13 protein-coding genes are annotated in these 13,336 nt (G+C 71.6%); 6 read left to right on the top strand and 7 right to left on the bottom strand.

What is annotated here, in order from left to right; translation table 11 throughout:
- Positions 1 to 82: 82 nt before the first annotated feature.
- On the top strand, positions 83 to 388 hold the full coding sequence (locus GON04_RS04110; protein ID WP_157396694.1) for a hypothetical protein: 306 nt from the start codon (positions 83 to 85) through the stop codon (positions 386 to 388).
- Here the strand turns inward: GON04_RS04110 and GON04_RS04105 are convergent.
- Positions 385 to 1,518, bottom strand: a complete 1,134-nt coding sequence (locus tag GON04_RS04105) for a mechanosensitive ion channel family protein (RefSeq protein ID WP_157396693.1) — start codon at positions 1,516 to 1,518, stop codon at positions 385 to 387. The two genes, GON04_RS04110 and GON04_RS04105, sit on opposite strands and share 4 nt — an antisense overlap.
- Positions 1,519 to 1,523: 5 nt before the next feature.
- On the bottom strand, positions 1,524 to 2,435 hold the full coding sequence (locus GON04_RS04100; protein ID WP_157396692.1) for an inositol monophosphatase family protein: 912 nt from the start codon (positions 2,433 to 2,435) through the stop codon (positions 1,524 to 1,526).
- 154 nt (positions 2,436 to 2,589) lie between these two features.
- Between GON04_RS04100 and GON04_RS04095 the strand changes: the two genes are divergently transcribed.
- Genes GON04_RS04095 through cysE form a run of 3 tightly spaced genes read left to right on the top strand, consistent with a single transcriptional unit; the run spans position 2,590 to position 5,236 of the window.
- Positions 2,590 to 3,768, top strand: coding sequence for an HPP family protein (locus GON04_RS04095; RefSeq protein ID WP_157396691.1), 1,179 nt, complete (start codon positions 2,590 to 2,592; stop codon positions 3,766 to 3,768).
- Between the two features lie 18 nt (positions 3,769 to 3,786).
- A complete protein-coding gene (locus tag GON04_RS04090) occupies positions 3,787 to 4,512 on the top strand; it encodes a TrmJ/YjtD family RNA methyltransferase (protein WP_181653879.1) in 726 nt (241 codons plus the stop codon).
- A 34-nt stretch (positions 4,513 to 4,546) separates the two neighbouring features.
- On the top strand, positions 4,547 to 5,236 hold the full coding sequence (cysE, locus tag GON04_RS04085; protein WP_157396690.1) for a serine O-acetyltransferase: 690 nt from the start codon (positions 4,547 to 4,549) through the stop codon (positions 5,234 to 5,236).
- A 386-nt stretch (positions 5,237 to 5,622) separates the two neighbouring features.
- Here the strand turns inward: cysE and GON04_RS04080 are convergent, their stop codons facing one another.
- The 3 genes from GON04_RS04080 to yjgA are packed head-to-tail and all read right to left on the bottom strand — an operon-like array spanning position 5,623 to position 8,034.
- Positions 5,623 to 6,831 (bottom strand): amidase, encoded by a 1,209-nt coding sequence (locus GON04_RS04080; protein ID WP_338050886.1) that lies wholly within the window; start codon positions 6,829 to 6,831, stop codon positions 5,623 to 5,625.
- Positions 6,828 to 7,427, bottom strand: coding sequence for a molybdopterin adenylyltransferase (mog, locus tag GON04_RS04075; protein ID WP_157396689.1), 600 nt, complete (start codon positions 7,425 to 7,427; stop codon positions 6,828 to 6,830). The genes GON04_RS04080 and mog overlap by 4 nt, the downstream gene beginning before the upstream one ends.
- The gene (gene yjgA, locus GON04_RS04070) at positions 7,420 to 8,034 is read right to left on the bottom strand and encodes a ribosome biogenesis factor YjgA (RefSeq protein WP_157396688.1); all 615 of its coding nucleotides are present in this window, start codon (positions 8,032 to 8,034) and stop codon (positions 7,420 to 7,422) included. The genes mog and yjgA overlap by 8 nt, the downstream gene beginning before the upstream one ends.
- 61 nt (positions 8,035 to 8,095) lie before the next feature.
- Between yjgA and pmbA the strand changes: the two genes are divergently transcribed.
- Positions 8,096 to 9,472, top strand: a complete 1,377-nt coding sequence (gene pmbA / locus GON04_RS04065) for a metalloprotease PmbA (RefSeq protein ID WP_157396687.1) — start codon at positions 8,096 to 8,098, stop codon at positions 9,470 to 9,472.
- A gap of 291 nt (positions 9,473 to 9,763) precedes the next feature.
- Here pmbA and GON04_RS04060 read toward each other — a convergent pair whose 3' ends face one another.
- A complete protein-coding gene (locus GON04_RS04060; RefSeq protein ID WP_157396686.1) occupies positions 9,764 to 10,210 on the bottom strand; it encodes a GatB/YqeY domain-containing protein in 447 nt (148 codons plus the stop codon).
- A gap of 83 nt (positions 10,211 to 10,293) precedes the next feature.
- Positions 10,294 to 10,506, bottom strand: a complete 213-nt coding sequence (gene rpsU / locus GON04_RS04055; protein WP_012346814.1) for a 30S ribosomal protein S21 — start codon at positions 10,504 to 10,506, stop codon at positions 10,294 to 10,296.
- 186 nt (positions 10,507 to 10,692) lie between these two features.
- Here rpsU and GON04_RS04050 point away from each other — a divergent pair, with 186 nt between their 5' ends.
- Positions 10,693 to 13,335, top strand: coding sequence for an ATP-binding protein (locus GON04_RS04050; RefSeq protein ID WP_157396685.1), 2,643 nt, complete (start codon positions 10,693 to 10,695; stop codon positions 13,333 to 13,335).
- Position 13,336: the final 1 nt, after the last annotated feature.

Below are 13,336 nucleotides of genomic sequence, written 5' to 3'. Positions count from 1 at the left end.
GCCACCCGCAGGCGTCCTACAGGGGCGCCACGGCTCACTTGCAACCATGGCTGGACAGGAAACGGCGTCAGGGAGGCGTTCGATGTCCGGCAACAACGAGTTCGTGATGGTCCCCCAGCACCAGATGGTCTACCTGAAGGTGATCTGCAGCGCCGCCAGCCGCGCCGCCGCCAAGGCCCAGGAGGCGGCGGCCGGCGCCCGCCTGGAGCTGGCCGATGCGGTGGCCGAGGGCCTGAACACGGGGCAACTGCAGCACGCCTGGCGGCTGCACCGCGACGCCATCCAGAAGATGAACATCGTGCTGTTCTTCGGCCAGCTGTACGTGGCGGCATTCCGCCGCCGCGCGCCGCGCGGGCCCTTGCTGGCCTGGGACGACGGTTCGCGCTAGCGCGACCGGCGCTGGGCGCTGAGCGGCGCCGGGCGCGCGTCGAACCCGGCGTCGGGCGCGGCATCCTCGCCGAAGGCCGACCGCCCCACGCTCATCCTGGCCCTGGGCAGGAACTGCGGGTAGTCGCGGGCCATCATCGCGAACAGGGCCTCGCGCACCTTGCACCCGAGGTCGAAGCCGGGGCCGGCCGCGCGGGCCGACACCAGCACCCGCAGCTTCAGCGCATGCTCGGTGGCATCCACCGCCACCAGTTGCGCCGTGCGGCCGTCCCATTCCGGCGCCTCCTGCACCACCCGCTTGAGCTCCGCGCGCAGCGGCTCCAGCGGCATGGCGTAGTCGACGAACAGGAACACCGACTGGTGCAGCCGCGAGCTGCTGCGCGTCCAGTTCTGGAACGGGTTCTCGATGAACCACTGCAACGGCACGATGAGGCGCCGTTCGTCCCACAGCGCCAGCACCACGTAGGTGCCGGTGATCTCCTCGACCCGGCCCCATTCGCCGTTGACGATCAGCACGTCGTCCAGCCGCAGCGGCTGCGCCAGTGCCAGCTGCAGGCCCGAGATGAGGTTGCTGAAGACCGGGCGCGCCGCCATGCCGGCGATGATGCCCAGCACGCCGGCCGACGCCAGCAGGCTGGTGCCGACCTGGCGCGCGCCGGGAAAGGTCATGAGCGCCATCGAGATGCCCGCGATCAGCACGATGGTCATCACGGTGCGTGCCAGCACCCGGGCCTGGGTGTGGATGCGACGGGCCTGGATGTTGTCCTCGACGTCCACCGGGTGCCGGCTGATCACGCCGGTGGCGATGCCCTGCACCGCCGCCATCGCCAGCCAGGTGAGCGCGGCGATCAGCAGGATGCCGTTGAGGTGCCGCACGTCGGCGATCAGGAGCAGCGAGTTGGGTGCCAGCTGCCACACCAGCTGCAGCGCGAACAGCGGCAGGGCCGCGCCGGCCGCTCCCTGCACGCTGACCAGCATGGCGTGCAGGATGGGCGCCCCGCGGGTGGCGCGCCGAAGCAGCCCCCCCACGATGGTGTGCACCAGCAGCGCCACCAAGACCGCGCCCAGCGCCAGCAGCGCCGTGGCGGTCCACGGGTCCTCGTGCAGCAACTCGGCCAGCAAGCCGGTCATGACGTTCAAAACGGGGCGTCGTCGGCGGCGTCCCGCGTGTCGGCCGTGGGCGTGCTGTCCGGTGCCACCAGGCTGGGAGCGTTGCGCACCGAGGCCTTCTCGCCGGCGCTGGCGAACTTGCTGTACTTCGACAGCATGCCCACCAGCTGGCCGTACACGCGCGGGTTGCCCGCCACGCATTCCTTCTGGTCCATGAAGTCGGCCTCGCCGGTGAAGTTGCCGATCAGGCCTCCGGCCTCGGTGACCAGCAGCGAGCCGGCCGCCACGTCCCAGGGCGACAGGCCGGTCTCGAAGAAGCCGTCGGTGAAGCCGGCGGCGACGTAGGCCAGGTCGAGCGCGGCCGCGCCGGGGCGGCGCAGGCCGGCCGTGCGCTGCATCACGTCGGCCATCATGCGCAGGTAGTTGTTGAAGTTGTCGCCCGGGCGGAACGGGAAGCCGGTGGAGATGAGGCAGCGCGACAGCTCGGTGCGCTTGGACACCCGGATGCGGCGCTCGTTCATGAACGCGCCGCGGCCACGGGTGGCCGTGAACAGGTCGTTGCGGGTCGGGTCGTAGATGACGGCCTGCTCGACGCGGCCCTTGACCGCCAGCGCGATGCTGACGCAATAGACCGGGAAGCCGTGGATGAAGTTGGTGGTGCCGTCGAGCGGATCGATGATCCAGACGAAGTCGCTGCCCTGCTTGCCATGCTCCCGGCCGCTTTCCTCGGCCAGGATGCCGTGGTCGGGGTAGGCGGTGAGGAGCGTCTCGATGACGGCGGCCTCGCTCGCGTGGTCGACTTCGGTGACGAAGTCGTTCACCTGTTTCTGAGACACGCGGACGGCCTCGATGTCGAGCGCGGCCCGGTTGATGATGGCGCCGGCGGCGCGTGCGGCCTTCGTGGCCACGTTGAGCATGGGGTGCAGGTTGGGCGACATGGGTTGTGCGAAGAGCTTCGCCCGGGTGGGGCGGAAGGCGGGCCGTCGATACGGCCTGCCACGTTAGCCCGATTTTACCGGCCGCCATGTCGGCGGCCGCCCATCGGCGAGAATGCCCGGCCCGTGGTGCCTGCCGCGCCCCGGAATCGTGCACATGCCACCTACCTCATCCGACTCCATCGCCTTCGCCGCCTCCGCCGCCGCGCCGAACCGTTGGCGGGCCTGGCTGGCCCGCCTGCGGCCGGCCCCGGTGGGCATCGACTCGAAGGAACTCGCCCGCGCCGTGGCGGGTGCCGGCATCGGCATCCTGCTGGCCGCCCTCTTCAGCCGCCTGCTGTCCGGCCACGGCGCCGCGACGGCCTGGCTGGTCGCGCCGCTGGGGGCCTCGGCGGTGCTGGTGTTCGCCGTTCCGGCCAGTCCGCTGGCCCAGCCCTGGTCGGTGCTGGGGGGCAACACGCTGGCGGCCCTGGTGGGCATCGCCTGTGCCAACTGGATCCCCGATCCCGCGCTGGCGGCCGCCGTCGCGGTGGCGCTGGCCATCGGCTTGATGATCCGCCTGCGCTGCCTGCACCCGCCGGGCGGCGCCTCGGCGCTGCTGATGGTCCTGACCCACACCACCGACTTCGGCTTCGCGCTGTTCCCGGTGCTGGTCAACTCCGTCCTGCTGGTGCTGGCCGGCATGGCCTACAACAGCCTCACCGGCCGGCCATACCCGCGCGGCGAGGCCGCGGCCCCGCAGGGACCGCACCCGGTGGGCAGCCACTTCACGGCGGCCGATCTCGACAAGGCCCTGGAGCACTACAACCAGGTGCTGGACATCAGCCGCGGCGACCTGCAGGCCCTGCTGGAAGGCGCCGAGATGGCCGCCTACCAGCGCCACCTGGGCGCGCTGCGCTGCGCCGACGTGATGTCGCCCGACCCGATCGCGGTGCAGTTCGGCACCCCGCTGCGCGAGGCCTGGGAGCTGATGCGCCGGCGCCAGGTCAAGGCCCTGCCGGTGACCGACCGGGCCCAGCGCATCGCCGGCATCGTGACCATGGCCGACTTCATGCGGCACGCCGACCTCGACCAGCACGAGGGGCTGGGGGAGCGGCTGCGGGCCCTGCTGCGCGCCAGCGGCATCACCCACACCGACAAGCCCGAGGTGGTGGGCCAGATCATGACGCGCAAGGTGCGCGTGGCCAGCAGCAACCGGCCGATCGCCGAGCTGATTCCGGTGTTCTCGGAAGGCGGGCACCACCACATCCCCATCATCGACGAGGTGGGCAAGCTGGTGGGCATCATCACGCAGACCGACCTGGTGCGCGCCCTCTACCGGGCGGTGCGGCCCTAGCGGCTCGCGAGGGCCGCCGTGCCGACCCGCTTCATCCTCATCGAGCCCAGCCACTCGGGCAACGTCGGCGCGGTCGCGCGGGCCATGAAGGTCATGGGCTTCGACGACCTGGTGCTGGTGGCCCCGCGCTGGGACGACGTGCTCACGCGGCAGGAAGCGGTGGACCGGGCCAGCGGTGCTACCGAGGTGCTGGCGCGCGCGCGCCTGGTCGCCACGCTCGACGAGGCGGTGGACGGCCTCGACGTGCTGTGTGCCACCGCCATGACGCCGCGCGACTTCGGCCCGCCCACGGCCACGCCACGCGAGCACCTGCCGCGGCTGGCCGGCACGGCGCAGGGCGTGGGCTTCCTGTTTGGGTCGGAGCGCTATGGCATGCGCAACGAGGACGTGTACCGCTGCCACGTGGCGCTGACGATTCCCACCGCCCCGGACTACGGCTCGCTGAACCTGGCCGCGGCGGTGCAGGTGATCGCCTACGAATGGCGGCTGGCGCTGGGCGGCTACGGCGTCGAGCCGGCGGCGCCGGCGGCCGCGGCGGCCGACGCGCAGGCGGTGGCCGGCATGCTGGCGCACTGGGAGCAGGCGCTGGTGGCGATCGGCTTCCTCGATCCGCAGGCGCCCAAGAAGCTGATGCCGCGCCTTAACCAGCTATTCAATCGCGCGCAACCGACCCCGGAGGAAATCCACATCCTGCGTGGTGTCGCCAAGGCCATGCTGCAGGCAGCCGGCCGGGGCAAGCCATAGACTGGCCGGCCCCAGAAGCTCATTACCCGACGTCATGTTCCAGCGGCTGCGCTCCGACATCCAGTGCATCCTCGACCGCGATCCCGCCGCGCGCGGGACCTGGGAGGTGTTGACCTGCTATCCCGGCCTGCATGCCCTGGTGCTGCACCGCCTGGCGCACGGGTGCTGGCGGCACGGATTGCGCTGGGCCGGGCGCTTCGTCTCGCAGGTCTCGCGCTGGCTCACCGGCATCGAGATCCATCCGGCGGCGCGCATCGGCAACGGCGTGTTCATCGACCACGGCATGGGCGTCGTGATCGGCGCCACGGCGGAGGTGGGTGACGGCTGCACGATCTACCAGGGCGTGACGCTGGGCGGCACTTCGCTGGTGCGCGGCGCCAAGCGCCACCCGACGCTGGGCCGCAACGTGGTGGTCGGCGCGGGCGCCAAGGTGCTGGGCGGCTTCACAGTCGGCGACGGCGCGGCCATCGGCTCCAACGCCGTCGTCACCAAGCCGGTGCCCGCGGGCGCCACCGCCGTGGGCATCCCGGCGCGCATCATCCAGGCCGAGGACAAGGCCGGCCCCGGCTTCCCGGCCTATGGCGTGACGCTGGCCGACGACCCGGTGTCGCAGGCGATGCGCGGCCTGATCGATAGCGCCGCGTCGCAGGAACACCAGATCCAGTTGCTGTGGCAGGCGCTGGAGACCCTGAGGCAGGAGCGCAAGGACGTCGTGCGGGCCTGAGTGGCCAGGCCGGCGGCTTCAACGCCATCTCGTCATTGCGGGCTACATGCAGCCCGTCATTGCGGGCTTGGCCCGCAATCCATCTCCGACGCGTGGATCGCGCCAGCTCGTGGTGTCGGAGATGGATGCCGGGTCGAGCCCGGCATGACGAGACTTTGGGGTTGAAACCCCGCACGATATCCCCGTCATTACGAGCTACGTGCCCGTCATTGCAGGCTACATGCCCGTCATTGCGGGCTTGACCCGCAATCCATCTCCGGAGCGTGGATCACGCAAGCTCGTGGTGTCGGAGATGGATGCCGGGTCGAGCCCGGCATGACGACGTTCAGGATCGAGCCCCGCATGACGGGGCCTCCGGCACCCGGGACGCGGCACCCGGGAGCCTGTCAGTCCGGACCGGACAGCGCCCGCTCCAGCACCGCCGCGCCCTGCAGGCACAGCGCATCCTGGCGCAGCGGCGCGATCACCTGCACGCCCATCGGCAGGCCATGGACGCCGGTGGCGCCCGGGACCGTGGCGCAGGGGACGTGCAGCAGGGTCCAGGCGCGGTTCCAGGTCGAGGCGCCGGTGGAACCGAACCCCGGTGGCGCCTCGTCGGGGGCCGACGGGCACAGCAGCACGTCGATGCCCTCGAATAGCTCTTCGAGCCGGGCGCGGCCGGCGGCGGCGTCGGCCTGGGCTTGCGCATAGGCGGCGTCGCCCACGCTGCGCGCCCGGGTGAGGTAGTCGCGCAGGATGGGCGACAGCTGCTCGCGGTGCAGCTCGAATTCGTCGGCCAGCGCGCGCGCCGCTTCCCAGCCCTGGACGGCGTCGTGGGCCTGGAACACGGTGCCCAGCCAGGTGGGCAGGGGGATCTCGCGCACCGTCGCACCGGCGGCTTCGAGCCGGCGCCGGGCCGTCTCCAGCGCCTGGCGGGCGCTGGCCGACAGGGGTTCCCAGGGCCATTGCCAGGCGATGCCGAACACGGGCTGGCGCCCGCCGCGTGCCGACCAGTCCTGGCCGGCGATGGCGCCGGCCCAGCGGGTCATGTCGGCGACCGAGCGGGTGAACAGGCCCACGGTGTCGAGCGACCAGGAGAAGGGCTTGAGGCCGGGCGTGGGCAGCGCGCCGTAGGTCGGCTTGAACCCCACCACGCCGCAGTAGGAGGCCGGCCGGATGACCGAGCCGCCGGTCTGCGTGCCCACGGCCAGCGGCACCAGCCCCGCCGCCACGGCGGCCGCGGATCCGGCCGACGAGCCGCCGGGGGTGTGCCCCGCCGCATTGGGATTGCGCGTGGCCGTGGGGTGGAGGAACGCGAACTCGGTGGTGCTGGTCTTGCCCACCACCACGCCGCCGGCGCGCCGGATCGCCTGCACGATGGCGGCGTCGCTGCGCGGCCGGTGGCCGGCGAAGATGGGCGAGCCGTAGCCGGTGGGCAGCGTCGCGGTGTCGAAGATGTCCTTCACGCCCACCGGCAGGCCCTGCAGCGCGCCGCCCTGTGCGAGGGCGCGCTCGAGCTCGTGTTGCACGGCGGCGGCGTCGTGGACGGCGACGAAAGCCTGCAGCTCGCCGTCGCGCGCGGCGATGTCGGCCAGGGTGGCGGCGACGGCGCTCACGCCGGGCGCGGCGCGCGCACCGCCGACTTGGGCCGGAAGGCCTTGCAGACCTCGTCGTGGGTCTCGAGGTAGGGGCCGCCGATCAGGTCGATGCAGTAGGGCACGGCGGCGAAGATGCCGGGCACCAGCTGCTGGCCGCCGGCATCCTTCAGGCCTTCCAGCGTTTCCTGGATCGACTTGGGCTGGCCCGGCAGGTTGAGCACGAGGCTGGAGGCGCGGATCACCGCCACCTGGCGCGAGAGGATGGCCGTCGGCACGAAGCGCAGGCTGATCTGGCGCATCTGCTCGCCGAACCCGGGCATCTCCTTGTCGGCGATGGCCAGCGTGGCCTCGGGGGTGACGTCGCGCCGCGCCGGGCCGGTGCCGCCGGTGGTGAGCACCAGGCTGCAGCCGGCGTCGACCAGTTCCACCAGCGCGGCGCTGATGCGCTCCTTCTCGTCGGGGATGAGGCGCGGCTCGAAGGTGACGGGGTTCTTCAGCGCGCGCGTGAGCCAGTCCTTGAGCGCGGGCAGGCCCTTGTCCTCGTACACGCCGCTGGAGGCGCGGTCGCTGACCGAAACGATGCCGATGCGCACCGGGTCGAAGGTGTCAGTCATGCTGCAGTTGCTCCCTCACGAACTGGAAGATCTCGCGGTAGGCCCGCCCGTGCCGGGGCACCTCGCCGCGCGAGACCTCGTCCTGGCTGGGCTGGCGGTCCTTGCGCGCCTGGCGGATCAGGGCGCGCAGCTGCTGGCTGTCGGTGCCGGGATGCCGGTCGAGCCATTCCTGCAGCGCCTCGTCGCGCGCGATCAGGTCGTCGCGCCAGCGCTCGGCCTCGTGCAGGGCCAGGCTCTCGCTCGCGGATCCCTTGCGCTGCTCCTCGAGTGCGGCGCGCACGGCAGCGAGCTGCTCCTCGTCGAGTTGCCGCATGAGCTTGCCGACGAACTGCATCTGGCGGCGCCGGCCCTCGAAGTTGGTGATGCGGTTGGCTTCGTCGAGCGCATCGACCAGTTTCTCGGACAGCTGCAGGCCCTCGCGCAGGCCCGCACGCAGCGTGAGCAGGTCTTCACCGAGCTTCTGCAGCTCGGTGCTCTCCCGCTTGAGCTCGGTCTTGCTGCTCTCCTGGAAATGCTTCTGTTCGGCCTTCAGCTGCAGGTCGAGTTCGCTGCCTTCGGCGACGAACTGCCCGCGCACGAAATAGCCCTTTTTCGGTTTGCGTGACATGGTGGGGAGGGGGTGGCGCTGCCCGGCTGTGCGAGCGGCCGCAAGTATCATAGCCCCCGCCATGAACCAACCCTCCCACCGCCCCGCCACCGGCTTCTCCTACGACCGCGCCACCTTCGAGCAACTCGTCGACAAGGCCTTGGCCCATGCGAAGAAGCTCGGCGCGACGGATGCCGGAGCCGAGGCCTCGGAAGGCTGCGGCCTGTCGGTGTCGGTACGCAAGGGCGAGCTGGAGAACGTCGAGCGCAACCGCGACAAGTCGCTGGGCGTCACCGTCTACATCGGCCAGCGCCGCGGCAACGCCAGCACGTCCGACTTCTCCGAGGCCGCCATCGAGCAGACCGTGCAGGCCGCCTACGACATCGCGCGCTTCACGGCCGAGGACCCGGTGGCCGGCCTGCCCGATGCACAGGACATCGCCGGCGCGAGCGAGCAGCCCGACCTCGACCTGTTCCACCCCTGGACCATCGACAGCGAAAAGGCCACCGAGATCGCGCTCGCCTGCGAGGCGGCAGCGTTCGCTACCGACAAGCGCATCACCAACAGCGAAGGCGCCGGCGTGTCGGCGCAGCAGAGCCATTTCTTCAGCTCGCACACGCGCGGGTTCCGCGGCGGCTATGCCAGCTCGCGCCATTCGATCTCGGTCGCGCCCATTGCCGGCAAGGGCGGCGGCATGCAGCGCGACGCCTGGTACTCCTCGATGCGCGCCGCCGGCGAGCTGGCCCGGCCCGAGGACGTGGGCCGCTATGCCGCCGAACGCGCGCTGTCGCGACTGAAGTCGCGCAAGATCGCCACCCGCGAGTGCCCGGTGCTGTTCGAGTCGCCGCTGGCCGCCGGCCTGCTGGGCGCCTTCGTGCAGGCCACCAGCGGGGGCTCGCTGTACCGGCGCAGCAGCTTCCTGGTCGATTCCCTGGGCAAGACCATCTTCCCGGACCACATCGACGTGCTGGAGGACCCGCACCTGCAGCGCGGCAAAGGCAGCGCCCCGTTCGACGAGGAGGGCGTGCGCACCAGCGGCCGCAAGGTGGTGGACGCCGGCCGGGTGGAGGGATACTTCCTGTCGAGCTATTCGGCCCGCAAGCTGGGCATGAAGACCACCGGCAACGCCGGCGGTTCGCACAACCTGACCCTCACCTCGCGCCTCACCCAGCCCGGCGACGACCTGGTGGCCATGCTGCGCAAGCTGGGCACCGGCCTGTTCGTGATCGAGCTGATGGGGCAGGGCGTGAACTACGTGACCGGCGACTACTCGCGCGGCGCCAGCGGTTTCTGGGTCGAGAACGGCGAGATCGCCTACCCGGTGCAGGAGATCACCATCGCCGGCAACATGAAGGACATGTTCCTGGGCATCGACGCCGTGGGCGCCGACACCTACAACTACGGCGCCAAGACCGTGGGCTCGATCCTGGTCAACCGGATGAAGGTGGCCGGCTCGTAGCGCGGCGAAGCCGCGCGAGCGCCGGCCATCCCGGCGAATGCCGGGATCCACGGTCACCAAGGCGGAGAAGGAGGGAGCGGACTTCCGTCCGCGCAGGACGCAAAGGTTGCGCGAAGGGCGCGAAAGAACAGCCTGAAGGTTGTCGAGGGGCGCCGGCGCTCCGCGTCTTCACCACATCCCCGTCATTGCGGGCTTGACCCGCAATCCATCTCCCGAACGTGGTCCGGGTGCGCACCAGCGTCCGGAGATGGATGCCGGTCGAGCCCGGCATGACGGCGTTGTGGTGTGTCCTTACCCCGCCAGCGCAGCCTTCACCGCAGCCGACACCTGGCCCATCTCGGCCTTGCCCGCCAGGCGCTGCTTGGCGGCGCCCATGACCTTGCCCATGTCGCCGGGGCCCGTGGCGCCCAGCTCGGCGACGATGGCGCGGACTTCGGTGGCGATCTCGTCGGCCGACAGGCGGGCCGGCAGGTAGGCCTGCAGCACGGTGATCTCGGCGGCTTCCTTGTCGGCCAGCTCCTGGCGGCCGGCCTTCTGGAAGGCCTCGATGCTGTCCTTGCGCTGCTTGATGAGCTTGTCGACGATGCCGACGATCGCCGCGTCGTCGAGGTCGACGCGCTCGTCGACTTCCTTCTGCTTCATCGCGGCGGTCAGCAGGCGGATGGTGCCCAGGCGCTCGGTCTCGCGCGCGCGCATGGCGGCCTTCATGTCCTCGTTGATTCGTTCCTTCAGGGCCATCTCGTTCCTCCGGCAAAAAGAAAAAGCCCGCCGCGAGCGTCCCCGGGGCAGGCTGGCTGGCGACCGCCCGAAGGCGGCGTCGGTCAGTAGAGCTTCTTGGGCAGCTGCATGCTGCGCACGCGCTTGTAGTGGCGCTTGACCGCAGCGGCCTTCTTGCGCTTGCGCTCGGCCGTGGGCTTCTCGTAGAACTCGCGGGCGCGCAGTTCCGTCAGCAGGCCCAGCTTCTCGATGGTGCGCTTGAAGCGGCGCAGTGCCACGTCGAACGGCTCGTTTTCCTTAACACGAATGGTGGTCATGAATCACATGGATCTTGGTGGTGCCGCGAGAAGATCGGGCTCGCAGCTGGGGGTCCCCGACTTACAACGGATCAGGCCGTCGGGGGATGCCGGCAAAGCCGCGGATTATAGCCCTGACCGAAGGCGCGGCCAAGCGGCGGGTTCCATGGGGGCGACGCGGCCGCGCTTTCCGCCGAAAATTGCGCGGTGGCACCCGCAACCACCACCTTCCGGCCCTCCATCACCCGCAATCCGCGCGAGCTGCTCACCGATGCGGCGCGCCTGGTGGCCGCCGGCACCGGCTTCGACGACGTGCTGAGGCGCACCGTCGCAGCCTGCCTGCCGGGCCTGGGCGATTTCGGCTACTTCGACGTCCTGGCCGAGGGGACGGTCCGGCGCACCGCCGCGGCCCACCAGTCGCCCGAGATCGAGCGCCTGCTGGCGGCCAGCCGGTGGTCCCGCCAGGAGAATCCGGAGCTCCTGCTCTGCGCCCTGTGCAGCGGCAGGGCGGCCCTGCACCCCCAGATCGACGAGGCCTGGTATCGCACCGTCGCCCGCGCCGACCAGGGCCAGCTGCAGCTGCTGCGCGAGCTGGGTGCGCGCTCGATGCTCACCGTGCCGATGCGGTGGCAGGGCGAGGTGCTGGGTGCCCTGTCCCTGTTCATGGGCGACTCGGAGCGCCGCCACACCGAGGCCGACCTGGCCCTGGCCGCCGAACTGGTCGAGATGGCGGCCCCGCTGGTCGCCAACGCGCGGCTGCTCGAGCAGCACCTGCGCACCGAGACCGCGCTGCGCCTGAGCGAGGAGCGCCTGCGCACGGCGGTCGGTGCCGGCCAGGTGGGCACCTGGGACTGGGACATCGCGGCCGACCGCACGACCTGGTCCGAGCACATGCACGCCCTGTACGACCTGCCGCGCCGCTTCGAAGGCTCGGGCATCGAGGCCTGGAGCGAGCTGGTGCACCCCGATGACCTGGCGGGCGTGCAGGGCGCCCTGCAGGACGCCCTGCGGGGCGGCCCGGCCTTCGACGTCGAATTCCGCACCCGCCCGCGCGCCGGTCGCCAGCGCTGGATCGCCACCCGTGGCCACGTCGTGCGCAGTGCCGACGGCCGCCCCCTGCGCATGGTGGGCGCCACCACCGACGTCACCGAACGCGTCGAGCTGCTGGCGGCCGAACGGCGGGCCCGCGGCCAGGCCGAGGCGTCGCGGCGCCGCATGGAGCTGCTGGCCTCGGCCGGCGAGCGCATGGCGGTGTCGCTCGAGCCGGAGCAGGCGCTGCTCGCCGTGGCCCGCACCGTGGTGCCCAGCATCGCCGACTGGTGCCGCATCGACCTGCTCGACGACGCCGGCGTGCTGCAGCGCAAGCTGGCCTTCCACAGCGACCCGCAGCGCGCCGCGCAGGCGCTGGAGATCGCCCGCAGCTTCCAGACCCGCCCCGACACGCCGGGCACCATGGCCTGGGTGATCCGCACCGGAGCGCCGTTCCACGGCCACTTCTCCCGGCCACCGGCCAACCCGGACCCCGCGCTGGTGCGCTACGCCGCCGTCTTCGGCATGGGGGCGCAGTTCGTCCTCCCGCTGGTGGCGCACGGCCGCACCATCGGCGCCATGGCCGTGATGCAGGCGGAATCCAAACGCCAGTTCGACGAGGAGGACCGGGCCCTGCTCGTCGAGCTCGGCCGGCGGGCGGCGCTGGCACTGGACAACGCCCGCCTGTTCGGCGAGGCCGAGGCGGCCCGGCGCCAGGCGGAGGCCGCCAACCGCGCCAAGGACGAATTCCTGGCCATGCTGGGCCACGAGCTGCGCAACCCGCTGGCGCCCATTGCCACCGCGCTGGAGCTCATGGCGCGCCGCTCGCCGCAGGTCGCACTGGAGGAGAGGCGGGTCATCGGCCGCCAGGTGAACCACCTGTCGCGCCTGATCGACGACCTGCTCGACGTCTCGCGCATCACCCGCGGCAAGGTGGAACTGCAGCGCGAGGCGATCGACCTGCGTGCCGTGGCTGCCAACGCGCTGGAGATGACCCGGCCGCTGTTCGAGCGGCACGAGCATCCGGTCGATGTGGAACTGCCGCGCGAGCCGGTGACGGTGGAGGGCGACTTCGTGCGGCTGGCGCAGGTGCTGGGCAACCTGCTGGTGAATGCGGCCAAGTTCACCCCGACCGGCGGCCAGGTCGCCGTGCGCGTGCGGCGCGAGGGCCCGACGGCGCTGGTGCAGGTGCAGGACACCGGCTGCGGCATCGACCCGGCGCTGCTGACGGGCGTGTTCGACATGTTCGTGCAGGGCCGCCAGGCGATGGACCGGCGTACCGGCGGCCTCGGGCTGGGGCTGGCCATCGTGCGCAGCCTGGTCGACCTGCACGGCGGCGACGTCCGCGCCCACAGCGACGGCGTCGGGCGCGGCGCCACCTTCACCGTGCGGCTGCCGGTCACCGAGACGGCGGCGGCGCCGGCCCATGCGCCGGCCCATGCCGAGACCGGCCCGGGCAGCGGCCGCATCTTGGTGGTCGACGACAACGTCGATGCCGCCGAGACGCTGGCCGAGCTGCTGCAGTTGCTCGGCTACGAGACCCGCACCGCCGGTGACGCCCAGTCGGCGCTGGCGGCGCTGGCGGCGTTCCGGCCCCAGGTCGCGCTGCTGGACATCGGCCTGCCCGGCATCGACGGCTACGAGCTGGCCGGCATGGTGCGCCAGCGGCCCGAGGGCAGCGGCATCGGGCTGATCGCGCTCACCGGCTACGGCCAGGAGAGCGACCGCGCCCGCGCCCTGGAGGCGGGCTTCGACGACCACCTGGTCAAGCCGGTCCCGATGGACCGCCTCACGGAGCTCATCGCCCGCTACATGGGGTGAT

The sequence above is a fragment of the Ramlibacter pinisoli genome, from assembly GCF_009758015.1.
Taxonomy (GTDB): Bacteria; Pseudomonadota; Gammaproteobacteria; order Burkholderiales; family Burkholderiaceae_C; genus Ramlibacter; species Ramlibacter pinisoli.
The sequence above is the reverse complement of the archived record's forward strand: the minus strand, read 5'-3'. Positions and strand labels throughout refer to the sequence as shown.

Excerpts from the sequence above, each read along its gene's own strand:
- GON04_RS04110 (WP_157396694.1), top strand. The coding sequence starts at position 83 with ATGTCCGGCAACAACGAGTTCGTGATGGTCCCCCAGCACCAGATGGTC.
- GON04_RS04105 (WP_157396693.1), bottom strand. The coding sequence starts at position 1,518 with ATGACCGGCTTGCTGGCCGAGTTGCTGCACGAGGACCCGTGGACCGCC.
- GON04_RS04100 (WP_157396692.1), bottom strand. The coding sequence starts at position 2,435 with ATGTCGCCCAACCTGCACCCCATGCTCAACGTGGCCACGAAGGCCGCA.
- GON04_RS04095 (WP_157396691.1), top strand. The coding sequence starts at position 2,590 with ATGCCACCTACCTCATCCGACTCCATCGCCTTCGCCGCCTCCGCCGCC.
- cysE (WP_157396690.1), top strand. The coding sequence starts at position 4,547 with ATGTTCCAGCGGCTGCGCTCCGACATCCAGTGCATCCTCGACCGCGAT.
- mog (WP_157396689.1), bottom strand. The coding sequence starts at position 7,427 with ATGACTGACACCTTCGACCCGGTGCGCATCGGCATCGTTTCGGTCAGC.
- yjgA (WP_157396688.1), bottom strand. The coding sequence starts at position 8,034 with ATGTCACGCAAACCGAAAAAGGGCTATTTCGTGCGCGGGCAGTTCGTC.
- pmbA (WP_157396687.1), top strand. The coding sequence starts at position 8,096 with ATGAACCAACCCTCCCACCGCCCCGCCACCGGCTTCTCCTACGACCGC.
- GON04_RS04060 (WP_157396686.1), bottom strand. The coding sequence starts at position 10,210 with ATGGCCCTGAAGGAACGAATCAACGAGGACATGAAGGCCGCCATGCGC.
- rpsU (WP_012346814.1), bottom strand. The coding sequence starts at position 10,506 with ATGACCACCATTCGTGTTAAGGAAAACGAGCCGTTCGACGTGGCACTG.